The organism is Achromobacter dolens, from assembly GCF_902859745.1.
Classification (GTDB): domain Bacteria; phylum Pseudomonadota; class Gammaproteobacteria; order Burkholderiales; family Burkholderiaceae_B; genus Achromobacter; species Achromobacter dolens.
On the sequence record NZ_CADIJW010000008.1, the window covers coordinates 135,803 to 157,406 of the forward strand.

Here is a 21,604-nt window from a genome sequence, read left to right on the forward strand (position 1 = left end):
GATGCGTGGCCGCGCGGTCTTGGTCGTGGCGCGCCGGATGAAATGCTCCGACGTCGATACGCCATTGTCGGAAAATTCCCCCACTATGGCTACGGGAATGCAAAAATAGCAACTATAAATTCTGTGAATAGTAGGGGTGCCTGATGGCGGACTTGCGCGACGTCGACCTGAACCTGCTGATCCTGTTCCAGCACTTGCTGGAGGACCGCAACCTGTCCGCCGTGGCGCGGCGGCTGGACCTGTCGCAGCCGGCGGTCAGCAACGCCCTGCGCCGGCTGCGGCTGGCGTTCGGCGACGAGCTGTTCGTGCGCACCGCCCAGGGCATGCTGCCGACGCCGCGCGCGCAGCGGCTGGCCGGCCCGGTCAGCGAGGCGTTGGCCCTGCTGTCGCAGGCCTTGCAGGACCAGGAGGCGTTCGATGCCGCCACCAGCACGCGGCGTTTCCGCGTGGCCATGACCGATGTCGGCGAGATCCATTTCATGCCGCGCCTGATGGAAGTCTGCGTACAGGTCGCGCCGCAGGTGCGCATCGATTCGGTGCGGGTGCAGGGGCCGGACCTGCCGCGCGAGATGGAGGCTGGCCGGGTCGACCTGGCCATCGGCGCCTTCGACGAGATGGGGGCGGGCACCTTGCAGCGCATGTTGTTCCGGCAGGGGTACGCCACGCTCTTTCGCCAGGCGCATCCCACGGCCCACCCCGGCATGGGGTTGAAGGCGTTTCGCGCCGAGCGTCATCTCATCGTGTCGCGGGCCGCGCCCTATGGGCAGGTCAACCAGTCGATGGAGCGGGCCGGCGTCGCGCTGGCCGAGCACTTCAGCGTGCCGCATTTTTCGGCCGTGCCGTACATCGTCAGCGCCACCGACCTGCTGGCGACCGTGCCCGAAAAACTGGCGGCGAGCGCCGCGCAGCCATTCGGCCTGCGCTACATGACGCCGCCGGTGAGGGTGCCGGCGCTGCAGACCAATATGTACTGGCAGCGCCGCTACGATCGCGATGGCGGCAACCAGTGGTTGCGCGCCCTGATCGTCAATGCGTTTGCGGTGGGTTCGCCGCCGGCGTGACCGACGCGCGGGCCTGCGCCAGCGCCTCGCGCAGCACCGCCATGTCGCCCAGGTGGTTGGCCAGCAGCAGGATCAGCGCCGCGTTCATCTCCTGGCTCTGCTCGTTGCTCAGGTCGCGATGGGCGTCGATCAGCGCTTCGTAGAAGTCGTCCGGCGCGGCCAGGTTGGTTTCGGTAATCAGCATGGAAAGGGCCTCCGTATTCAGGCGCGGCCAATGGCGCGGTTGACGGCCGACGCCACCGCGTCGGACTGGAAGGCGCGCCAGCGCGCGGCGATGTGCTGGTCGGGGCGGATCAGGTAGGCGGTGCCGGACAGCGCGTCATAGCGCTGGGCCAGCAGCCCTTCGACATCGATGACCCGCGCCAGGTCATCCGGCCAGCCGGCGGCCTCGCCCCCCGGGCTGGCCACCAGCACGGGTGAGACCGGCACGGCCGCCAGGCGCAGCGCGCGCAGGGCCTGCAGCGTCTGCGCCTCGGGCGGAGCGTCGCCGCAGAACAGCGCCAGCGTGAAGCCCGCGCCCAGTTGCGACAGCCACCAGGGCGAGTCGCCGGATCCGCGCACCGGCGCGTCCAGCGCCACCGCGCCGGGCCGCATGCGGCCGGCGAAGGTGTCGCTGTCGGGGCTGTTCAGCGGCGAATCGATGTACGTGGCGGGCAGCGACAGCCGGCCGCTGTTGACCAGCGAGCGCGCGAACGCATGGGTGCGGGCCAGGTTCAGCACCGCGTTGCGGAAGCTGCGGCTGATGTCGCTCTTGGGCGTGATGAAGTCGGTGGCGCGCGACGAATTCAGGATGTTCTCGTCGGCGGCATGCTCGCGTTCGGCGGCGTAGCTGTCGATCAGCGATTCGGGCGCGTGGCCGGCCAGCACCAGGCGCAGTTTCCAGGCCAGGTTCTCGGCGTCCTGCACGCCGCTGTTGGCGCCGCGCGCGCCGAACGGCGAGACGCGGTGCGCCGAGTCGCCGGCGAACACCACGCGGCCGTGGCGGAACTTGTCCATGCGCTCGCAGGCGAAGGTGTAGACGCTGACCCATTCCAGGTCGAACTGCGCGTCCGGACCGAGCAGGGCGCGGATGCGCGGCAGCACGTTCTCGGGCTTGACGGCCTCGACCGGGTCGGCGTTCCAGCCCAGTTGGAAGTCGATGCGCCAGACGTTGTCGGGCTGCATGTGCAGCAGCACCGATTGGTTCGGGTGGAAGGGCGGGTCGAACCAGAACCAGCGCTCGGCCGGGAAGTCGGCCTTCATCTTGACGTCGGCGATGAGGAAACGGTCGCGGAAGATGCGGCCATGGCTTTCCTGGCCGATCAGCTTGCGCACCGGCGAACGGGCGCCGTCACAGGCCACCAGCCAATCGGCGCGCAGCGCGTAGCCGCCCTCGGGGGTGTCGATCGACAGCACCACGCCGTCGCCGGCCTGCTCCAGCCCCACCACCTTGTTCTTCCAGCGCAGGTCGATGTTCGGTTCCTGGCGCGCCTGCTCGTACAGATAGCCCTCGGCGTAGTACTGCTGCAGGTTGATGAACGCGGGGCGGCGGTGGCCGGGCTCGGGCAGCAGGTCGAAGCGCCATACTTCCTGGTCGCGGAAGAACACCTTGCCCACGTTCCACGACACGCCCTTGTCGACCATGCGCTGACCGACGCCGAGGCGGTCCCAGATCTCCAGGGTGCGCTTGGAAAAGCAGATGGCGCGCGAGCCGGTGGACAGGCGGTAGTCGTCATCCAGCACCACCACCCGCACGCCCTGGCGCGCCAGGTCCAGCGCCGTGGTCAGGCCGACCGGGCCGGCGCCCACCACCACCACCGGATGGCGCGCCTGCGTCGCGGCGGCCTGGTCGGCGTGTTTTTCATAGGCGAACTCCATCGCCTGAAAGTCGATGTCTCCCACGGTTGTCTCCTGTGTGGGTCATTTTGTTTTTATGCGCGGCGCCGCGCGCTGCCCGCGGCCGCTGGCCGGCGGGCCGTGCGGCGCCGTTTCAATCGGTGGAACGGCGGCCGGCGAGCCGGCCGCGCGGGATCAGCCCTCCAGCTGGGCCCACATTTCCAGGTCGCGCTTGTCGGTCCAGATGCGCGGATGGACGTGGCCGGTGGCCTCGTCGTAGGCGCGCGATACGTCGAACGGCATGCAGTGGTCGAAGATGACCCAGTCGCTGTAGCGCGGCTTCATGAAGTCGTAGACCTCGCGGTAGATCGTCTTCAGGTCCTTGCCCTCGGCCACGCCGCGGTTGACCGCGCCGTACAGGTCGGTCAGGAAGGCGCGCGTGCCGGCCAGGCCCTGGCGCACTTCGGTGGCGTTCTTCAGCGCGGGGCCGCGGCCAGGCACCATCTTTTCGGCCTCGAAGCCCGACAGCGCATCCAGCGTGCTGGGCCAGTCGCGGAAGTAGGCGTCGCCGCAGTAGGGGGTGGACTGGTATTCGACCAGGTCGCCGGCGAACAGGATCTTCTGCTCGGGCAGCCAGGCGATGGTGTCGCCCTTGGTGTGGCCGCGGCCGACCTGCAGCAGCTTGACTTCCAGGTTGCCCAGGTTGACGGTCATCTCGCCCTTGAAGGTCATGGTGGGCCAGACCAGGCCGGGGGGAATCGATTCGGCGTTGCGGAACAGGCGCGGGAAGCGGCCGATCTCGCTGGCCTTGTCCTGCTCGCCGCGCTCGGCGATCAGGTCGTAGGTGTCGCGGCTGGCCAGGATCTCCTGGGCGTTGTAGGCCGAGGCGCCGAACACGCGCACCGCGTGGTAGTGCGACAGCAGGATGTACTTGATCGGCTTGTCGGTGACTTCGCGGATGCGGCGGATGACGTCCTGCGCCATCACCGGCGTGGCCTGGGTGTCGACCACCATGACGGCCTCGTCGCCGATGATCACGCCCGTGTTGGGGTCGCCTTCGGCGGTATAGGCATAGGCGTTGTCGGACAGCTTTTCGAACGACACGACCTTGTCGGCCAGGTCGGCGTGCGAAGCGAATTGCTTGCTCATGGAGGCTCCTTCCACTTTTATAGGAATAGGGTGTGTGGAGGGACTATAGCGTGGCGTTAGTGGTTGTGCAATACGTTTGCTATAAACGAATAGACCCTTTTTGGCAGGGATTTCCCTGGGATTTCGGGCGGGGGCGCCCAAATGCGTCCGGGCCGCGCTGGGCGGCCCGGAGGGGAACCTTTCAGGCCGCGGGCGGCCCCAGGGAATTGGATGTGCTGGCGTGCGCGCTCAGGTCTTCTGGCACTTCGGGCAGTAGTACGTGGCCCGCTGGCCCTGGACGATGCGCTTGATCGGCGTGCCGCACACCCGGCAGGGCTGGCCGGCGCGCTCGTAGACCGCCGCGTGGATCTCGAAATACGCGCCCGGCTCGCCGGTGGCGCCGACATAGTCGCGCAGGGTGCTGCCGCCGGAGGTCAGGGCGTCGGCCAGGGTGGCGCGCACCATGTCCGCCAGGCGGTCGCAGCGGGCGCGCGACAGTTTGTTGGCCGGGGTCTTGGGATTGATGCGGGCGCGGAACAGGCTTTCGGAGGCGTAGATATTGCCCACGCCTACCACCGCCATGCCGGCCAGCAGCACCTGCTTGATCGCGGCGCCGTGGTTCTTGAAGTGGTGGTGCAGCCAGGCGCCGTCGAAGCGCGGGTCGAACGGCTCGATGCCGAGCTTGGCCAGCAGGGGGTGGTTTTCGACCGGTCCGTCCGCTTCGGGATGCCACAGCACGGCGCCGAAGCGGCGCGGGTCGTGCAGGCGCAGCACCGCCTGGTCGAAGATCCATTCGACGTGGTCGTGCTTGCGCAGGAATTCGCCCGGGGCCACGCTGCGCAGCGACCCGGACATGCCCAGGTGCACGATCTGGGTGCCGTGGTCAAAGCGCAGCAGCAGGTATTTGCCGCGCCGGCCGCATTCCTGCACGGTGCGCCCACCCACCAGGGCGGGCAGGTCGGCCGGGATGGGCCAGCGCATCCGGGACTCGTGGACGATCAGCCGCGTGAGGGGGCGGCCGGTGATGACAGCGTCGATTCCGCGACGCGTGGTTTCAACTTCAGGCAGTTCCGGCATGAGCCAGTGTAAGATCATCAATTGCGTGTACGAAGATTGTGCCACCAACCGGACGGGCCGCGTGAAGTCGTCTTTCAAACAAATGAATATCGGGATTGCCGCGCTGGCGCTTGCGTTGGCCTCCGCCCTGGCCCCTCAGGCCCAGGCCGCCGACAGCCGGACGCGGGATGCGACCGGCCCCCGCATGGCGCCCCAGAACCGCCAGCCAGAAACCGAGGTGATCCGCCTGCGTCCGGGCCAACTGCCCTACGTCTCGCTGACCGCCGACATCTTCTACCGCGTCCTGGCGTCGGAAATCGCCGCCCAGCGCGGCATGTACGGCACCGCCGCCAACACCATGGTCGGCCTGGCCCGCGACACCGGCGATCCCCGCCTGGCGCGCCGCGGCCTGGAATTCCAACTTGCCGGCGGCAATCTGCCGGGCGCCCTGGACGCCGCCCGGGTCTGGGCCCGCCTGTCTCCCAACGATCTGGAAGCCAGCTCAACCGAACTGGCGCTGGCCGCCGCCAATGGCCAGACGAAGGGCCTGTCGCAGGCCCTGCGCAACCGCATCGAAGCCTCGCGCGACAAGCCCGCCGCCATCGGCCAGGCCCTGGCCGTGCTGAGCCGCCTGAACGATCGCCGCCTGGCGCTGCGCATCCTTGACGAAGCCCTCAGCGACAGCGTGCGCAAGCTGCCGGCCGCCCATCTGGCGCTGGCCGACGTGGCCTCCGCCGCCGGCGACTACCCGCGCGCCTCCCAGGAGGCACGCGCCGCCCTGGCCGCCGATCCCAAGTCCGAACCGGCCGCCCAGCGCGTCCTGGAGTACGGCGCCAAGGTCGACCCGCAGCGCGCGCAGGCCGATGCCCGCGCCTATATCAACCGCAATCCCAACGCCCGCAAGGTGCGCCTGATGCTGGCCGGCCAGATGGCCGACGCCGGCGACTACAGCGGCGCGCTGGCCGAGCTGCAGGCCATGTCGCGGCGCTCGCCGGAAGACTTCGACCTGCTCTTCATGCAGGCCCAACTGGCCTACAAGGCCGGCCAACTGCCGCAGGCCAAGACGCTGCTGCAGCAGTACCTGGACGTGCAGAACCAGCGCCAGCGCGCCATCGTGCCGGGCGCCACCGACGCCGGCGCCGCGGCGGCCGACGCCCACGTGCTGCTGTCGCGCATCGCCGAAGACCAGGGCCAGTACGACGAAGCCATCGCCGAACTCGGCCGCATCGACGATCCGTCGCTGCGTTTCTCGGCGCGCATGCGCCAGGCCGCCCTGCGCGCCAAGTCCGGCCGCATCGACGACGCCATCAAGATGGTCGACGCCGCCGCGCCCCAGGACGAGGAAGAACGCACCCTGGGCGTGCTGACCAAGGCGCAGATCCTGCGCGACGCCGACCGCGTCGGCCAGGCCGTGTCGGTGCTGGAAGCGGCCGACCAGGCGCTCCCCGACACCGTCGAAATCAAGTACGAGCTGGCCATGTTGTACGAGCGCCAGGACCGCCTGGCCGACCTCGAACGCATGTTGCGCCAGGTCATCGCGCTGGATCCCGAGCACGCCCACGCCTACAACGCGCTGGGCTACACGCTGGCCGACCACAACCAGCGCCTGCCCGAGGCGCTGGATCTCATCACCCAGGCGCTGGAACTGTCGCCCAACGACCCGTTCATCCTGGACAGCATGGGCTGGGTCAAATTCCGCATGGGCGACCAGGTCGCCGCGGTCGATTACCTGCGCCGCGCCTATGGCGTGCGGCCCGAGGCCGACATCGCCGCCCACCTGGCCGAGGTGCTCTGGACCCAGGGCAAACGCGATCAGGCGGTCGAGCTGCTGCGCGCCGCAGTGCAGAAGGATCCCAAGAACAAGACCGTGCTCGACGTCATCAAGCGCCTGGGGGTCAGCCTGTGACGGCAGCGTTGCGCGGCAGTCTGGGCTGGATGCGCTGGGCGCTGCTGGCCATGCTGGCGTTCGTGCTGGCGGCCTGCACCACCACGCCCAAGCCCATTGAAGGCACGTCGCCGGATGCGTTCTCGCGCATCGGCCGTTTCGCCATCACGGTCAACGAGGAAAGCGGCAGGCAGAATGCCGTGCAGGGTGGTTTTTCCTGGTCTGACGACGGCCGTCGCTACGTGCTCGACCTGACCAACCCGCTTGGATCGACCGAGGCGCGCGTCGAGGGCCAACCCGGCGCGGCCAGCCTGACCAAGGCCGACGGCACCCGCCTGGTGGCCGATAACCCCGACGCCCTGGCCGAAGACGCCTTGGGCAGCAGCATGCCGGTGTCCGGCCTGCGCGATTGGCTGCGCGGCAGGCTGCCGGGCCAGCCCGAGGCCAGCGATGTCTCCAACGACGAGCTAGGCCGCCCCGTGGCGTTCGAACAGGGGGGCTGGCGCGCGCGGTTGTCGCGCTACGACACGCTCGGCCCCCAGATGCTGGTGCTCGAGCGCCAGGAGCCTGGCCGCCGCATCATGGTGCGGCTGGTCGTCAACAAGCCCTGATTCCCGCCGCTTCATGACCCGCGCGACGGCCCTTCGGGGCCGTTGTCTCGTCCGTCGGTAGCACGTCCCTCCGGCTTCAATTTGGCAAATAAGCGTTGCAAAACCGACTCTGTTACTGATTGATAGATTCTGTTTAGCCTGAATAATCCTCCGATCCCCGCGCGCACGACCCCTGCGCGCGGCATGCAAGGCCGGCGGTCGCGGATCGCGCCGCCGCTTTTTTACGGAGAATGCCAATGTTCAGGAATACGCGAATCGCGACGATGCTCTTGGGGATCATCGCGCTGTTTTTCACTTTCCAGTTGCTGGTGGGCGGCATGGGTTTCGTCGCCCTGCGGCAGACCAACCAGGACGTCGGCCAGCTCTATCGCCTTTCCTCGCAACAGGTCAATGCCGTCAACACGGCGGCGTTGTCGCTGGTCGCGGCGCGCACCGACCTGAGCCGCTACGCCACCCGGGTGGCGCAGGGCAATGCCAGCGACACCACCGCGCTGCGCCTGGCGCGCCAGCGCATCGCCGCGGGCGACCGCGCCTTCCAGGGCTTCGCCGGCGGCCTGTCGGCCGACGAGAAGGTCGTGTCCAAGGACCTGATCGAGGCCTACACCAACCTCAGCAACAACCTGCAGAACGTCGGCAAGGTGCTGGAGGCTGGTGACATGGACGCCTACTTCAAGCAGGGCACGCAGCAGGTGCAGGAACTGCTGGTGTCCGAGCGTGACGCCTTCATGAAGCGCGCCGAGGCCACCGGCCAGGAGGTGATGGACGAGATTTCGCTGTTCCACATGATCTTCTCGTACCTGCTGGCCGGCATCCTGGTGCTGGGCCTGTTGATGGCGGTGGGCGCGCATGTGCTGATCCGCCGCATGATCGTGCGGCCGCTGCTGGAAGCCGGCGACATCTTCCGCCGCATCGCCGAGGGCGACCTGACGCGCCGCGTGGCCGATCGCGGCCGCAACGAGATCGGCGCGTTGCTCAACGCCCTGCGCGCGATGCAGGACAGCCTGGTGCGCACGGTGTCCACGGTGCGCCGCGGCGTCGATGAGATCAACGTCGGCGCGCGCGAAATCTCGTCCGGCAATGCCGACCTGTCCAGCCGCACCGAAGAGCAGGCCGCCTCGCTGGAGGAAACCGCCGCCAGCATGGAAGAGCTGGCCACCACCGTGAAGCAGAACGCCGACACCGCGCGCGAAGCCAACCGCATGGTCGCCGCTTCGGCCGCCGTGGCGCAGCGCGGCGGCGAGGCCGTCTCCAGCGTGGTCGAGACCATGCGCGCCATCCAGGGCAGCTCGTCGCGCATTTCCGACATCGTCGGCGTGATCGATGGCATCGCTTTCCAGACCAACATCCTGGCGCTGAATGCCGCGGTGGAAGCCGCGCGCGCCGGCGAGCAGGGCAAGGGCTTTGCCGTAGTCGCCAGCGAGGTGCGCACATTGGCCCAGCGCAGCGCCGCCGCCGCCAAGGAAATCAAGCAGCTCATCGAGGACTCGGCGCAGAAGGTCGGCGTCGGTTCCGAGCAGGTCGAAACCGCCGGCGCCACCATGCGCGAGATCGTCGATTCGGTGCAGCGCGTGACCAGCCTGATGGGCGAAATCTCGGCCGCGTCGGAAGAGCAGGCCACCGGCATCGACCAGGTCAACCGCGCCGTGACGCAAATGGACGGCGTGACCCAGCAGAACGCCGCGCTGGTGGAGCAGGCCGCCGCCGCGGCCGGCGCGCTCGAAGAGCAGGCGCGCCAGCTGGCGGGCGCGGTGGCAGTGTTCAAGCTGCCGGAAGGGCAGGTGATCGAGGCCCCGGCCGAACGCCTGGCCGGCCGCGTCGCGCCGCAGATCGCCTGATCCGTGGCCGAGGGGGGGCGTCGGGGGCCGGGTGATCGCTAAAATCGACCCGTCTGTCTTTTTTCCCGATCCGCCGTGACCCTCTACGACGTACCCGCACCCGCCAAGGTCAACCTGTTCCTGCACGTGGTGGGCCGCCGTGCCGACGGCTACCACCTGCTGCAGACCGCCTTCCGCTTCATCGATCTGTGCGACACGCTGCATTTCGAGGCGCGCGCCGATGGCGTCATCAGCCGCGCCGCGGAATTGCCTGGCGTGTCCGAAGAGGAAGATCTCACCCTGCGCGCCGCCCGCGCGCTGCAACAGGCCACCGGCACGCGCCAGGGCGCGCAGATCGCGCTGGAAAAGCGCATTCCGCAGGGCGGCGGCCTGGGTGGCGGTTCGAGCGACGCGGCCACCGTGCTGATCGCCTTGAACCGCCTGTGGGGCACCGGGCTGTCGCGGCGCGAGCTGATGGAACTGGCGTTGCCGCTGGGTGCGGATGTGCCGGTGTTCGTGTTCGGCCAGTCCGCCTTTGCCGAGGGCGTGGGCGAAAAACTGACGGCGCTGGACCTGCCGGCGCGCGCCTATCTGGTGGCGCAACCGGACGCGAGCGTGCCGACCGTTGGAATTTTTTCCGCACCCGATTTGACAAGAGATTCTTCTTACATCACAATAGCGGACTTTCTTGCTTCGCCTACATTTTCCTTCGGGAAAAATGATTTGGAGCCGGTGGTCTACCGACTTTATCCTGAGGTTCTCAGGGCATCGCGGTGGCTTGCAGAGCAGGGTGTGTTGAAAAACACGGGAACCCAAGTTCGCATGTCGGGATCTGGCGCGTGTTTGTACGCCGAGTTTTCCGAGCTGTCGGAGGCCGTTTTGGCGAAAACGGAAATTACCGCTACAATGCGCGGCGCTGTTGAAGCAAACTGCAAAAACGCAGATGACACAGACAGCACAACGCATCCACGGTTCCGGTTAGTGCAGGCGTGTCCTGGGTTGACTGAACATCCGTTGCGGAATTGGATTGCAAGATAGTTGGGGAGTCGCCAAGCTGGTTAAGGCACCGGATTTTGATTCCGGCATGCGAAGGTTCGAATCCTTCCTCCCCAGCCAACCGAATACATAACAAAGCTGTTGAACACGCCTGTAAGACACTGGCCCGGGTTCAGCAGCTTTTTTATTTTCCGGTTCCAGCAGGTTCTCGCATCACCTCGTTAGTGTCTCGAAACGACCATCGCATCATCCATCATGGCAAACGATAGCTTCATGATCTTCACGGGCACGGCCAACACTCGGCTGGCCGTGGACGTAGTCAACCACCTCGATATGTCCCTGGGCAAGATGACCGTCGGTCGCTTCTCGGACGGCGAGGTGATGGTCGAGATCAACGAGAACGTGCGCGGCAAGGACGTCTTCGTCCTGCAGCCCACCTGTGCGCCTACCAATGACAACCTGATGGAAATCATGGTGATGGTCGATGCCCTGCGCCGCGCCTCGGCCGGCCGCATCACCGCCGCCATTCCGTATTTCGGCTACGCCCGCCAGGACCGCCGCCCGCGCTCGGCGCGCGTCGCGATCTCGGCCAAGGTCGTGGCCAACATGCTGCAAGTGGCTGGCGTCGACCGCGTCCTGACGATGGACCTGCACGCCGACCAGATCCAGGGCTTCTTCGACATTCCCGTGGACAACATCTACGCCGGTCCGATTTTGCTGGGCGACATCTGGCGCCGCAATTTCTCGAACCTGGTCGTCGTGTCCCCGGACATCGGCGGCGTGGTGCGCGCCCGCGCGCTGGCCAAGCAGCTCGAAGCCGACCTGGCCATCATCGACAAGCGTCGTCCGCGCGCCAACGTGTCGGAAGTGATGAACATCATCGGTGAAGTCGACGGCCGCACCTGCATCATCATGGACGACATGGTCGACACCGCCGGCACGCTGTGCAAGGCGGCCCAGGCCCTGAAGGACCGCGGCGCCGGCGCCGTCTACGCCTATTGCACGCACCCCGTGCTATCGGGCGGCGCCATCGACCGCATCGAGGCGTCGGAACTGGACGAACTGGTCGTCACCGACACCATTCCGCTCTCCGAGCAAGGCCAGGCCAGCGGCAAGATCCGTCAGTTGTCGTGCGCCGCGCTCCTGGGCGAGACCATCCTGCGTATCTCGAACGCGGAATCGGTCAGCTCGCTGTTCGTCGACTGACGTCAGCCCCCACCGTTTTTTGTGTCCTGCTGGTCGCGGCAGGACACAAGCAACACGGCGCACCTGTTGTGCGCCGTGTCTTTAACCGGTGAAGTCCGCTTCGCCATTTTTTGTTTTTGGAGTTTTCCATGAAATTCACTGCCACTGCGCGTAGCGTCCAGGGTTCGAGTGCGAGCCGCCGCCTGCGCCGCGCGGGCCGCGTTCCCGCCATCGTCTATGGTGGTTCGGCTGCCCCGCTGAACATCGAACTCGACCACAACGAGATTTACCACGCCCTGCGCAAGGAAGAGTTCCACGCTTCGATCCTGCAAATGCAGCTCGAAGGCGCCAAGGACGAACAGGTCCTGCTGCGTTCGGTTCAATGGCACGCTTACAAGCCGCAAGTCCTGCACGTGGACTTCCAGCGCGTCGACGCCAACCAGGCGCTGCGCACCAAGGTGCCGCTGCACTTCGTGAACGCTGAAGTCTCGCCGGCCGTCAAGCTGAGCGGCGCGATCATCAGCCACGTCGCCACCGAACTGGAAATCACGTGCCTGCCGTCGGCGCTGCCCCAGTTCATCGAAGTCAACCTGGCCGACATCCTGGCCGGCGCTTCGATCCACCTGGCCGACATCAAGCTGCCGATGGGCGTGACCTACGTCCCGCACGGTGGTGAAGAGAACCCGCTGCTGGCCGCCGCTGTCGTCAAGGGTGGCGCTGCCGCCGACGACGCCGACGCCGCTCCGGCCGCTCCCGCCGCCTAAGTCCTGTCGGAAAGCCTCGGCTTTCCGGCGGCTTGCGCCCGAAACCCTGCGTGTGCATTTGCATGCGCAGGGTTTTTTGGTTTAAACACCCCCCATCATGTCTATTCCCATACGCCTCATCGTGGGATTGGGTAACCCCGGTCCCGACTACGAAACCACCCGCCACAACGCGGGCTTCTGGCTGGCCGACCACCTGGCGGACGACCTGCGCGCCTCGTTCGCGCTGGAGAAGTCGTTCTTCGGCATGGTGGCCAAATCCCGCCTGGGGGCCGACAACGTGCTGCTGCTCAAGCCCAACACCTACATGAACCGTTCCGGCCAGGCGGTCGGGGCGCTGGCGCGCTTCTACAAGCTGACGCCGGAGCAGGTGCTGGTGCTGCACGACGAACTCGACCTGATGCCGGGCCAGGTGAAACTCAAGCAGGGCGGCGGCCACGCCGGCCACAATGGCCTGAAGGACATCCAGGCCGCGCTCGGCAGCCCGAACTTCTGGCGCCTGCGCATCGGCATCGGCCATCCGCGCACGCTCGGCCTGGCGCAGCAGGTGGCGGACTTCGTGCTGCACCCGCCGCGCCGCGAGGAGCAGAAGGAGATCGAGGCGGTCATCGACCGCTGCCGCGCCGTGGTGCCCGCCATGCTGGCCGGCGACTTCGCGCTGGCCACCCGCCAGCTGCACAGCGGCAACGACGCCTGATGGACGGCGCTCCGGCTTCCGCCGAATCGCGCAAGCTGCGCTTCCGCAGTGAGCTGGCGGATTTCTGGCGCTTCGTGCGCCGGCCGCGTCCGCTGCGGCGTCTGTCCGGCCGCACGCCGGCGATCGGCTGGGTGTCGGACTGGTGGCCGGGCGTCGGCCCCGGACGCCTGCTGGCGTGGGCCGCGGTGCTGTGGCTGATCAACCTGTTCGCCCTGGGGCCGGTGGCGGTCGCCGCGGCCGGCGTCGGCGGCGTCACGCATCGGCTGGACCCGGCCAACATCCCCTGGCTGACGGCGGTGATCTGGGCCCCGCTGGTCGAGGAAATGCTGTTCCGCTACGGCCTGCGACGTCCCAGGCAGGCGCTGTGGCTGTGCCCGGCGTTGCTGCCGGTGGTGCTGTACGGCCCGCGCATCTGGACCGGCCTGCTGCTGGCCGCCTTCGTGCTGCTGGCCTGCTGGTCGCTGCGGCCGCGCCCCGAGCCGCTCAAGGGCTGGAACACCGCCTGGCGGCGGCATTACCTGAAACACTTCGGCTGGGTCTTCCACCTGGTGGCGCTGACCTTCGCCGCCGTGCACCTGACCAACTTCGTCTTCAACCACACGCCGTACTGGCTGCTGCCGCTGCTGGTGCTGCCGCAATGGGTCACCGGCCTGGTGCTGGGCTGGATCCGCATCCGCCGGGGCATCGGCGCGGCGATCGCGCTGCACGCCATGTTCAACGCCGGCCCCATTTTGCTGATCTGGGCCGTGATGCGCTGGGCCCCCACGGCGGCCGGTTGAGCCGTCCGTCCCCCTGGGCGCGGTCATCATGCCGCGCCGCCCGGCGGGGTAAACTAGAACGTTAACGATCAATACCGTACTTACACAGGATTCCCATGGCTCTGCAATGCGGCATCGTCGGCCTGCCCAACGTTGGCAAATCGACACTCTTCAATGCTCTGACCCGCGCCGGCATCGCCGCCGAGAACTATCCGTTCTGCACCATCGAGCCGAACGTCGGCGTGGTCGAGGTGCCGGATCCGCGTCTGCAGAAGCTGGCCGAGATCGTCAAGCCCGAGCGCATCCTGTCGGCCACGGTCGAATTCGTCGACATCGCCGGCCTGGTGGCGGGCGCCAGCAAGGGCGAAGGCCTGGGCAACCAGTTCCTCTCGCACATCCGCGAAACCGACGCCATCGTCAACGTGGTGCGCTGCTTCGAGGATCCCAACGTGATCCACGTGGCCGGCAAGGTCGACCCGATCGCCGACATCGAAGTCATCGAAACAGAACTGGCGCTGGCCGACCTGCAGACCGCCGAAAAGGCCCTGCAACGCCACCAGAAGACCGCCCGTTCCGGCGACAAGGAATCGCAGCGCATCGTCGCCGTGCTGGAAAAGTGCGTGGCGCAACTGAACGAAGCCAAGCCGATCCGCGCGCTCGACCTGTCCACCGAGGAAAAGGCCGACATCGCCCAGCTCTGCTTCATCACCGCCAAGCGCGCGATGTACGTGGGCAACGTGGCCGACGACGGCTTCACCAACAACCCGCTGCTGGACCGCCTGACCGAATTCGCCGCCGCCCGCAACGCGCCGGTGGTCGCCATCTGCGCCGCCATCGAATCGGAAATCGTCGACCTGGACGACGCCGACCGCCAGGCCTTCCTGTCGGACATGGGCATGGAAGAACCGGGCCTGAACCGCCTGATCCGCGCCGCCTTCAAACTGCTGGGCCTGCAGACCTACTTCACCGCCGGCGTCAAGGAAGTGCGCGCCTGGACCGTGCCGATCGGCGCCACCGCGCCCCAGGCCGCGGGCGTGATCCACACCGACTTCGAACGCGGCTTCATCCGCGCGCAGACCATCGCTTACGAAGACTTCATCGCCTACAAGGGTGAGCAGGGCGCGAAGGAAGCGGGCAAGATGCGGGCGGAAGGCAAGGAATACATCGTGCAGGATGGCGATGTGATGAATTTCTTGTTCAACGTCTGATCGGGGCGGTCCATTCTTAGTTAATTGCTGGGTGCTCGACAGTCCATGGTGGTTGTGAAAGGTCTTCCACACCCCTGCTATGGTCTGCCGAGTGCCAATCGCTCGTCCGACTCTGGACGATTGCGTTGAAGTTAAGGGTTGATGAGTCTGTCGTCGCGCGGCTTTGACTGGGGGCGTTCTGAGGGGGGCGTGAAGTCCAATTCGGCCACTTATTTGATGGCCGTCGAATAGCGGTAATGAATCCGCCAATGTGGGTAATGAGTCGGAGAATTACCCCGTTTGAACGTTGTGTGATGCGACACCTGCTGAATTGGTGTTGCCTTCCGGCTGTGTTCGTCTTGAAATGATGCATTCACATGTCAAGATCTCATCGGCTTACGAGCTATTCCTGCAAGACCCGCATGAAGTAGCCGTCGAGTATGGTGATCCGAATGAACCAATGGCCGAATACCAGCAAATCACCCAACGACTCGCCGAGACACGACGGACGCTGAAGACAGAACTACTGGCCGCGCTCAATGCCCCCGGTGGGGACGCAGCATGAGCGACAAACCCGCCTCCTTGATGTCCGTGCCCGAAGGCTACGACCACTGGCTGGGAGAGCTGAAAGTCCGCATTTCCACGGCTCAACAGCAGGCGGCGCGTGCGGTCAATCGCGAGTTGGTGCTGCTCTACTGGCAGATCGGTCAGGACATCTTGCAACGGCAGACCGAACAAGGCTGGGGAGCCAAGGTCATTGAGCGGCTGGCCCATGATCTGCGCACCGCTTTCCCTGACATGAAAGGGTTTTCCCCGCGCAACCTCAAGTACATGCGTGCCTTTGCCCAAGCCTGGCCGGATGCTTCATTTGTGCAAGAGGTGCTTGCACAATTGCCCTGGTATCACCAACTGGCGTTGCTGGACAAGCTGCCCAGCCATGAAGCCCGCCGTTGGTATGCTGCTCGGGCCATTGAGCATGGTTGGTCGCGCAATGTGCTGGTTATGCAGATTGAAGCCAGGCTGCTGGAACGCAATGGTCAGGCCGTCACCAATTTCGACACGCGCTTGCCCGCGCCACAATCCGACCTTGCACGCGAGTCGCTAAAAGACCCCTACCGTTTTGACTTTCTCGGCCTGACCGAGGAAGCGCAGGAACGGGCAATCGAAAACGCCCTGGTCAAACACGTTACCGAGTTCCTGCTGGAGCTGGGCGCGGGTTTTGCCTTTGTTGGACGGCAAGTGTTGCTGAACGTGGGGGGTGAGGAGTTCTTCATCGACTTGCTGTTCTACCACCTGAAGCTGCGCTGTTACGTCGTCATCGAACTCAAGGGAGGCGCCTTCAGGCCAGAGCATCTGGGGCAACTGGGTTTTTACCTCACCACCGTGGATCGTCAGGTCAAGCACGAACAGGACAACCCCACCATTGGCCTGCTGCTGTGCAAGAGCAAAAACAAGGTGGTGGCCGAATACGCCTTGGGTGACAAAACACAACCCATGGGTATTGCTGAGTACAAACTGTTGGAATCCTTGCCTGAAGAACTGCAAACCAGCCTGCCTAGCATCGAACAGATCGAGCGAGAACTGGGAGGCGAGCATGAATAAGCACACCGCCGAATGCTTGCGGGCATTAAAAATATATGAGGCTGACGAGGGCGCGAATCCGCTTGCGCCGGTAAGGGACCGGCGCAAGCGGTTGGTGGAGTACGCACTGCTCCGACACCGGTAGCGCAGTATTCAAAACTTCGCCTGCAAGCTCAACGTCACCCGCCGCGGCTCGCCGTAGATCAATCCGTTATAGAACCCATACTGCCGGTAGTACGTCTTGTCGAACAGATTGCTGACGTTCAGCATGGCCGACAGATGGCGGTTGATGTCGTAGCGCGCCATCGCGTTGAACAGCGCATAGCCCTTCAGGGGAATCGGCGAGTCGTCGAAGCCGCCGCGGCCGTCCGGCCGGCCAGGGTAGGGCTCGGACACCGTCTTGCCTTGCCAGGTCAGGCCGCCGCCGATGGTCAGCCCCCGCAGCATTCCCTGCAGCCGGTAGGTGGTGTTCAGCCGCAGCAGATGGCGCGGGTCGGGGCGCTCGGCGGTGTCGGTGTTGCCGACGTCCAGATAGGTGTAGCCCAGATAGACGTTCCAGGCGGCCGTCACGGCGCCGGCGATTTCGGCGTCGACGCCCTTGACGATGACGCCCGTGCCCGTCCGGTAGGCCTGGTCGCCATCGGGCGTCAAGCTGTCGCCGTCTTTCAGGGCGACGTTCTTCTGCAGGCTGCGGAATGCCGACACGGCGGCATTGAGCGCGCCATTGAACCATTCGCCCTTGATGCCGGCCTCGTAGCTGGCGCCCGTGATGGGCTTGAGGGTGTCGCCGCTTTCGTTCTTGCTGGTCTGCGGCGTGAATACGTCGGTGTAGCTGGCGTAGACCGAGTAGTTGGGCGTCAACCCGTAGACCAGGCCGTAGTAGGGCGTCCAGGCGTGGGCGGCGTTTTCGCCGGTGCGCGCGCCGCGGACACCCGCCGCGTTGTAGTTGTCACTGTGGATCTGGTAGGCGCTGCGGCGCAGCCCGGTGATCAGGGTCAGGTCGTCAGCGAGTTCGAAGCGGCCCGCGACGTAGCCGCCATAGAGCGTGGTCCGGGTGACGCGGCGGGCATCGGTGCGGAACGCGCGGATGTTGCCGTATTCGTCGCCGCGCCAGGCGCGCCAGTCCGCGACGGGCAGCTCGGTGCGGTATTGGCAGCGGCCCCGGAAGCCGGCGATGCCGTCGATGCTGCAGTTGCTGCTGTTGAAGGTCCACGACGGTTCGTCCATGCGCGAGCCGTTCACGCCGACTAGCAGTTCGTGCCGGCGTCCGAACAGTTCCAGGGGGCCCGAGAGATCCAGCGAGAACGCGTCGGTTTCGCCTTCCGTCTCCGAATGGATGGCATTGAGGTAGGCGCCGCTGCCGTCCTGATTCCAATGGGGCCAGCGGACCCTGCCGTTGTTGACCTTGACCGCGCCCTTGTTGTTCAGGTCCGCGCGCGAGGTGTGGGCATAGTCGGCGCGCAGCTTCCAGTCGTTATCGAAGCGGTGGTCGAGCGAGGCGAACAGCGTCTTCGCTTCCATGTCGGTCTTGCTCCAGTCCGCCGCCAGGTTGACGTTGCGGCGGAAATGGGTCGGCGATCCGTCCGCGAACCAGGCGGGCACGTTGGCGCCCCATGAGGCGCCGTGGAAGATGCTGTGCTCGTACTGGAAGCCCAGGCCCACCTGCGTGTGGGCTGTCACATCCATGGCGATGCTGGCCAGGAACCCCTGCCGCTCGATGCTCGAGTGGTCGCGGAACACGTCGGAGTTCTCGCCGCTGAATACCAGGCGCGAGCGCACGCGCCCGTCCGCCGCCAGCGGGATGTTGATGTCGCCGACGGCATTCTTCTTGTTCCAGCTTCCGGTGCGCAGGGTCAGGCTCGCGCCGAGCTCGCGGCCGGGACGTTTGCGCACCAGGTCGACGGTGGCGGAGGGGTCGCCGGTGCCGCCCAACAATCCGTTTGCGCCCCGCACGATGCTGACGCGGTCGTAGAGATCCATGTTGATCGCGCCGCTGCCGCCGCTGTTGAACGAGGACCCGCCGATGACCGACAGGCCATCGACCTTGTAGTTGGTGATGTTGAATCCGCGTGCGCGGTAGGTGGTGCGCCCGCCGTTGTCCATTTCGACGAAAGTGATGCCCGTGGTGCTGCCCAGCACGTCGCCGATGGACTGCATGCCCTGGTCGTCCATCTGCTGGCGGGTCACCACCGACACGGACTGGGGCGTTTCCTTGGGGCTGAGCGTCAGGCCGGTGGAGGCGCGGGTCGCGGGCACGGTATAGGCGCGTGTCGCCTCGGTGGATTCGTCTGCCTGGCCGCTCACTTCAATGGCCGGCAGCGTGGCGGGGCCGGGCGATGCGGTGCCGGCGCCATCCGGCTGCCGCGCCTGGAGAGGGGCGGACGCGGAGGCCAGGGCAAGCGTGATCAGGCCAAGCAGTACGGAAGAGCCCGACGAGTGGTGGTGCATGACAATCCATCCCGGTTCATATGGAAAAAAGAAGCGCCATTGATTGGCATTTTTATTTATGCAATTGGCTGCCAGGGAATATGCCGGATGTCGGCCGGGTTGGCCCACGCTATGCGCAACGGGTCGGCAAAAGAAGACTTGTTTAAGGGGGCCAGCCGCGAGAGCGGGATCAGGCTGTGCGATCACGCGGTGCGCGGGGCTTCACCGCCATGCCGACGCGTCGGCATGGCGGAAGGCTTACCAGGGCTCCAGCAGCCAGCCCTGTTGCGTGGCCCGCAGCCTGTCCGTGAGCGCCAGGTTGTCCAGGAACGCCTCGTCGTGCGATACCACGACCAGCGCGCCGGCATAGCCGCGCAGCAGGCTTTCGAGGGCGAGCATGGAGGGCAGGTCGAGGTGGTTGCCAGGCTCGTCCAGCAGCAACAGGCGGGGCGGCGGATCGGCGTAGAGCGCGCACGCCAGCGCCGCCTTCAGCCGTTCGCCGCCGCTGAGCGAGCCGCTAGGCGCCAGGCTTTTGCGCGCATCCAGGCCGAGGTGGGCCAGGCGTGTGCGCAGTTCGCCTTCGTCCAGGTTGGGATTGGCGGCTTGCAGTTGTTCGAGCACGGGCTGCTCCGAGGCCAGGCCGGCCAGCCGCTGGTCGAGATAGACGCTTTCGGGCGCAGCCTTCCTCTCGCCCGACAGGGGCGCAAGCTGGCCCGCCAGCACCTTCAGCAAGGTCGATTTGCCGCAGCCATTCGGGCCGGTGACCGCCACGCGTTGCTGGCCGCCGAGCAGCAGGCTGACATGGCGGGTGGCCGCCGCGATGAACGGCAGCGTGACGTCGTCCAGTTGCGCCACGCGCCGCTGCGCCGCCTGCGCGACGGGCAGGGCGTGCAGCGAGATCGCTGCGTCCTTTTCGACTTGCGCCGCGGCCTCGCGCACGGACTGCGCCAAGCGTTCGTGGGCCACTGCGTGTTGCTGCTTCAATCTGCCGGCCGAATCCTCGCTGCGGCCCTTTTGACGGTCGAGCAGGATCCTGGCCTGGTTGGCCTGCTTGCCGTGCCGCTGGCCGCGCGCCTGCCGGCGCTCCTGCCGTTCGCGCTGGGCCTGCATCGCCTGTTCTTCGCGCCGGCGTTCGAGCTTGCGGTGTTCCAGCCGCTCCAGCGCATTGGCGCGTTCCTGCGCCTTGCTGGCGGCATAGACGCCGTAGTTGCCGCCATAGCCGCGCAGGCCCAGCGATGACAACTCCACGATGCGCGCCAGGGTGTCGAGCAGTTGCCGGTCGTGGCTGACGACCAGCAGGCCGCGCGGCCAATGGCGCAGTTGTTCGATCAACGCCTCGCGGTTGCGGCGGTCCAGGTGGTTGGTGGGCTCGTCCAGGATGAGGAAGTCGGCTTCGGACAGCATGGCGCTGGCCAGCGCGACGCGCATGGCTTCGCCGCCGCTGAGGCTGCTGGCGGGTGTCGCGGCGTCGAGATGGCCCAGGCCGTCGCGTTCCAGCGCGTGGTGCAGGCGCTGGCGGAGGTCCCAACGGTCGCCGACGCATTCGAAGTCTTCCGGCGCGCTGCTGCCGGCCTCGATGCGCGCCAGCGCCTCCAGCGTGGATTGCACGCCTGCCAGACTGGCGACGGTGGCGCCGGGCGGCGGGGAGACCTGCTGGGCCAGATAGAAGACGCTGCCCGATCGCAGGCAGCGTCCGCTCGATGGCGGCAACTCGCCGGCCAGGATCCGCGCCAGCACGGTCTTGCCAACGCCATTGCGCCCGACCAGACCAGTGGGACGCGAGTCGAAGGTTTCGTCGAGTCCGGAAAAGAGGGGGCTGCCGTCCGGCAGCAGATACGACACACCTTCCAGCGTGAGATACGGAGTCGTCATGCGTGATGCTTCCAGGGATGCCAGGAACTCCCCCTGCGAGCGGGGGGCGGGTGGAGACTGGCCGTCATTGCGACGGCGGCATCAATGGCGCATGGGACGAATACCTCGATGACTGTGATCCAGGCCGATACTGTAAAAGCCCTCGGCGGAATTGGCAAAATTCGCGCGAGGCAAGGCTGCCCGAGTTGACGGGGGCGTGCGCCGTTTCAGGCCCCCAGAGCCTGCGCCACGGCCCATCCCGCCAAGTACAAGCCTACGCCGAACGACGCATGCGCCATCAGGCTGCGCAGCCGCGCCACCGCGGGCTTCGGCGTCTTGCGCGCCGCGAGGCCGGCGCCCATGCCCGGTTGCAGGATCAGGAATGGCGCGGCGACGGTGGCGATGCCGACGATCAGCGCCGGAGGCAGCGTGGGCCGCGCGGCCCAGGCCGGTCCCCAGATCGCCAGCAGCAGGAGCGCGAACAGGATGCCGATGGCGTAGTGGGCGATCCAGCCGATGGCGCGTTCGCCCGCCACGGGGGCCGAGCGCGCGATGCCGGGATGGGTCAGCCGTCCCTGTGGCAGATGGCCGAGCCAGCGGCCCACCATGGCGTAATCCAGCGATGGCACGCCGAACAGGCGCTTGAGCAGCAGGGCCCACAGGTCCATGACGAGGGTGGCGCCGACGCCGATCAGCACGGCGCGAAGGAATAGCTCAGGAGGCATGCGGGTTCCGGCAAGTGAACAACAATCAATAGATTGATTGAATGTTATTCAATAACGTTTCCGAGT

The 21,604-nt window shown here is 66.5% G+C and carries 18 protein-coding genes and 1 tRNA gene; 12 read left to right on the forward strand and 7 right to left on the reverse strand.

Features of this window, described 5'->3' with window-relative positions:
• Positions 1–143 precede the first annotated feature (143 nt).
• Positions 144–1,061: a LysR family transcriptional regulator gene (locus HV783_RS09305; RefSeq protein ID WP_175189030.1), complete on the forward strand. Its 918-nt coding sequence runs from the start codon at positions 144–146 to the stop codon at positions 1,059–1,061.
• Here HV783_RS09305 and HV783_RS09310 read toward each other — a convergent pair.
• The 4 genes from HV783_RS09310 to mutM all read right to left on the reverse strand — a co-directional run bounded on the left by HV783_RS09310 (position 1,027) and on the right by mutM (position 5,081).
• The gene (locus HV783_RS09310) at positions 1,027–1,245 is read right to left on the reverse strand and encodes a DUF2783 domain-containing protein (protein WP_049076175.1); all 219 of its coding nucleotides are present in this window, start codon (positions 1,243–1,245) and stop codon (positions 1,027–1,029) included. The genes HV783_RS09305 and HV783_RS09310 overlap by 35 nt on opposite strands.
• 17 nt (positions 1,246–1,262) lie before the next feature.
• On the reverse strand, positions 1,263–2,942 hold the full coding sequence (locus HV783_RS09315; protein ID WP_175189031.1) for an FAD-dependent oxidoreductase: 1,680 nt from the start codon (positions 2,940–2,942) through the stop codon (positions 1,263–1,265).
• A 129-nt stretch (positions 2,943–3,071) separates the two neighbouring features.
• Positions 3,072–4,025, reverse strand: coding sequence for an MBL fold metallo-hydrolase (locus tag HV783_RS09320; RefSeq protein ID WP_049076171.1), 954 nt, complete (start codon positions 4,023–4,025; stop codon positions 3,072–3,074).
• Positions 4,026–4,253: 228 nt separating this feature from the next.
• Positions 4,254–5,081 carry a bifunctional DNA-formamidopyrimidine glycosylase/DNA-(apurinic or apyrimidinic site) lyase gene (gene mutM, locus HV783_RS09325; RefSeq protein ID WP_175189032.1) on the reverse strand — a complete coding sequence of 276 codons (828 nt, stop codon included), beginning with the start codon at positions 5,079–5,081 and terminating at the stop codon, positions 4,254–4,256.
• Between mutM and HV783_RS09330 the strand changes: the two genes are divergently transcribed.
• The 11 genes from HV783_RS09330 (at position 5,080) to HV783_RS09380 (ending at position 16,556) form a co-directional block, all read left to right on the forward strand.
• The gene (locus HV783_RS09330; protein WP_054500689.1) at positions 5,080–6,966 is read left to right on the forward strand and encodes a tetratricopeptide repeat protein; all 1,887 of its coding nucleotides are present in this window, start codon (positions 5,080–5,082) and stop codon (positions 6,964–6,966) included. The genes mutM and HV783_RS09330 overlap by 2 nt on opposite strands.
• A 29-nt stretch (positions 6,967–6,995) precedes the next feature.
• Entirely contained in the window at positions 6,996–7,556 is a 561-nt protein-coding gene (gene lolB / locus HV783_RS09335; protein WP_054500690.1) for a lipoprotein insertase outer membrane protein LolB, read from the forward strand.
• A gap of 236 nt (positions 7,557–7,792) precedes the next feature.
• Entirely contained in the window at positions 7,793–9,391 is a 1,599-nt protein-coding gene (locus HV783_RS09340) for a methyl-accepting chemotaxis protein (protein WP_054500691.1), read from the forward strand.
• 75 nt (positions 9,392–9,466) lie between these two features.
• A complete protein-coding gene (gene ispE / locus HV783_RS09345) occupies positions 9,467–10,408 on the forward strand; it encodes a 4-(cytidine 5'-diphospho)-2-C-methyl-D-erythritol kinase (RefSeq protein WP_144655539.1) in 942 nt (313 codons plus the stop codon).
• A 1-nt stretch (position 10,409) separates the two neighbouring features.
• A tRNA-Gln gene (locus tag HV783_RS09350) sits at positions 10,410–10,486 on the forward strand.
• 135 nt (positions 10,487–10,621) lie between these two features.
• Positions 10,622–11,572 carry a ribose-phosphate pyrophosphokinase gene (locus HV783_RS09355; RefSeq protein ID WP_006227587.1) on the forward strand — a complete coding sequence of 317 codons (951 nt, stop codon included), beginning with the start codon at positions 10,622–10,624 and terminating at the stop codon, positions 11,570–11,572.
• A gap of 128 nt (positions 11,573–11,700) precedes the next feature.
• Positions 11,701–12,315 (forward strand): 50S ribosomal protein L25/general stress protein Ctc, encoded by a 615-nt coding sequence (locus HV783_RS09360; RefSeq protein ID WP_006385925.1) that lies wholly within the window; start codon positions 11,701–11,703, stop codon positions 12,313–12,315.
• A gap of 97 nt (positions 12,316–12,412) precedes the next feature.
• Complete coding sequence (gene pth / locus HV783_RS09365; RefSeq protein ID WP_026384832.1) at positions 12,413–13,009, forward strand: aminoacyl-tRNA hydrolase; 597 nt, start codon at positions 12,413–12,415, stop codon at positions 13,007–13,009.
• A complete protein-coding gene (locus tag HV783_RS09370) occupies positions 13,009–13,788 on the forward strand; it encodes a CPBP family glutamic-type intramembrane protease (protein ID WP_175189033.1) in 780 nt (259 codons plus the stop codon). Before pth ends, HV783_RS09370 begins: the two co-directional genes overlap by 1 nt.
• A gap of 95 nt (positions 13,789–13,883) precedes the next feature.
• A complete protein-coding gene (gene ychF / locus HV783_RS09375; RefSeq protein WP_054500693.1) occupies positions 13,884–14,975 on the forward strand; it encodes a redox-regulated ATPase YchF in 1,092 nt (363 codons plus the stop codon).
• A gap of 540 nt (positions 14,976–15,515) precedes the next feature.
• A complete protein-coding gene (locus HV783_RS09380; protein WP_144655537.1) occupies positions 15,516–16,556 on the forward strand; it encodes a PDDEXK nuclease domain-containing protein in 1,041 nt (346 codons plus the stop codon).
• A 132-nt stretch (positions 16,557–16,688) separates the two neighbouring features.
• Here the strand turns inward: HV783_RS09380 and HV783_RS09385 are convergent, their stop codons facing one another.
• The 3 genes from HV783_RS09385 to HV783_RS09395 form a co-directional block, all read right to left on the reverse strand.
• A complete protein-coding gene (locus tag HV783_RS09385) occupies positions 16,689–18,983 on the reverse strand; it encodes a TonB-dependent siderophore receptor (protein WP_175189034.1) in 2,295 nt (764 codons plus the stop codon).
• A gap of 237 nt (positions 18,984–19,220) precedes the next feature.
• Positions 19,221–20,834, reverse strand: coding sequence for an ABC-F family ATP-binding cassette domain-containing protein (locus tag HV783_RS09390; protein ID WP_175189035.1), 1,614 nt, complete (start codon positions 20,832–20,834; stop codon positions 19,221–19,223).
• 206 nt (positions 20,835–21,040) lie between these two features.
• Positions 21,041–21,538 (reverse strand): DUF2938 domain-containing protein, encoded by a 498-nt coding sequence (locus tag HV783_RS09395; protein ID WP_175189036.1) that lies wholly within the window; start codon positions 21,536–21,538, stop codon positions 21,041–21,043.
• Positions 21,539–21,604 lie beyond the last annotated feature (66 nt).

Coding starts and splice junctions, on each gene's coding strand:
- mutM (WP_175189032.1), bottom strand. CDS start 5,081: ATGCCGGAACTGCCTGAAGTTGAAACCACGCGTCGCGGAATCGACGCT.
- HV783_RS09370 (WP_175189033.1), top strand. CDS start 13,009: ATGGACGGCGCTCCGGCTTCCGCCGAATCGCGCAAGCTGCGCTTCCGC.
- HV783_RS09355 (WP_006227587.1), top strand. CDS start 10,622: ATGGCAAACGATAGCTTCATGATCTTCACGGGCACGGCCAACACTCGG.
- ychF (WP_054500693.1), top strand. CDS start 13,884: ATGGCTCTGCAATGCGGCATCGTCGGCCTGCCCAACGTTGGCAAATCG.
- HV783_RS09320 (WP_049076171.1), bottom strand. CDS start 4,025: ATGAGCAAGCAATTCGCTTCGCACGCCGACCTGGCCGACAAGGTCGTG.
- HV783_RS09395 (WP_175189036.1), bottom strand. CDS start 21,538: ATGCCTCCTGAGCTATTCCTTCGCGCCGTGCTGATCGGCGTCGGCGCC.
- lolB (WP_054500690.1), top strand. CDS start 6,996: ATGCGCTGGGCGCTGCTGGCCATGCTGGCGTTCGTGCTGGCGGCCTGC.
- HV783_RS09390 (WP_175189035.1), bottom strand. CDS start 20,834: ATGACGACTCCGTATCTCACGCTGGAAGGTGTGTCGTATCTGCTGCCG.
- HV783_RS09330 (WP_054500689.1), top strand. CDS start 5,080: ATGAGCCAGTGTAAGATCATCAATTGCGTGTACGAAGATTGTGCCACC.
- pth (WP_026384832.1), top strand. CDS start 12,413: ATGTCTATTCCCATACGCCTCATCGTGGGATTGGGTAACCCCGGTCCC.
- HV783_RS09340 (WP_054500691.1), top strand. CDS start 7,793: ATGTTCAGGAATACGCGAATCGCGACGATGCTCTTGGGGATCATCGCG.
- HV783_RS09360 (WP_006385925.1), top strand. CDS start 11,701: ATGAAATTCACTGCCACTGCGCGTAGCGTCCAGGGTTCGAGTGCGAGC.
- HV783_RS09310 (WP_049076175.1), bottom strand. CDS start 1,245: ATGCTGATTACCGAAACCAACCTGGCCGCGCCGGACGACTTCTACGAA.
- HV783_RS09380 (WP_144655537.1), top strand. CDS start 15,516: ATGAGCGACAAACCCGCCTCCTTGATGTCCGTGCCCGAAGGCTACGAC.
- HV783_RS09305 (WP_175189030.1), top strand. CDS start 144: ATGGCGGACTTGCGCGACGTCGACCTGAACCTGCTGATCCTGTTCCAG.
- HV783_RS09385 (WP_175189034.1), bottom strand. CDS start 18,983: ATGCACCACCACTCGTCGGGCTCTTCCGTACTGCTTGGCCTGATCACG.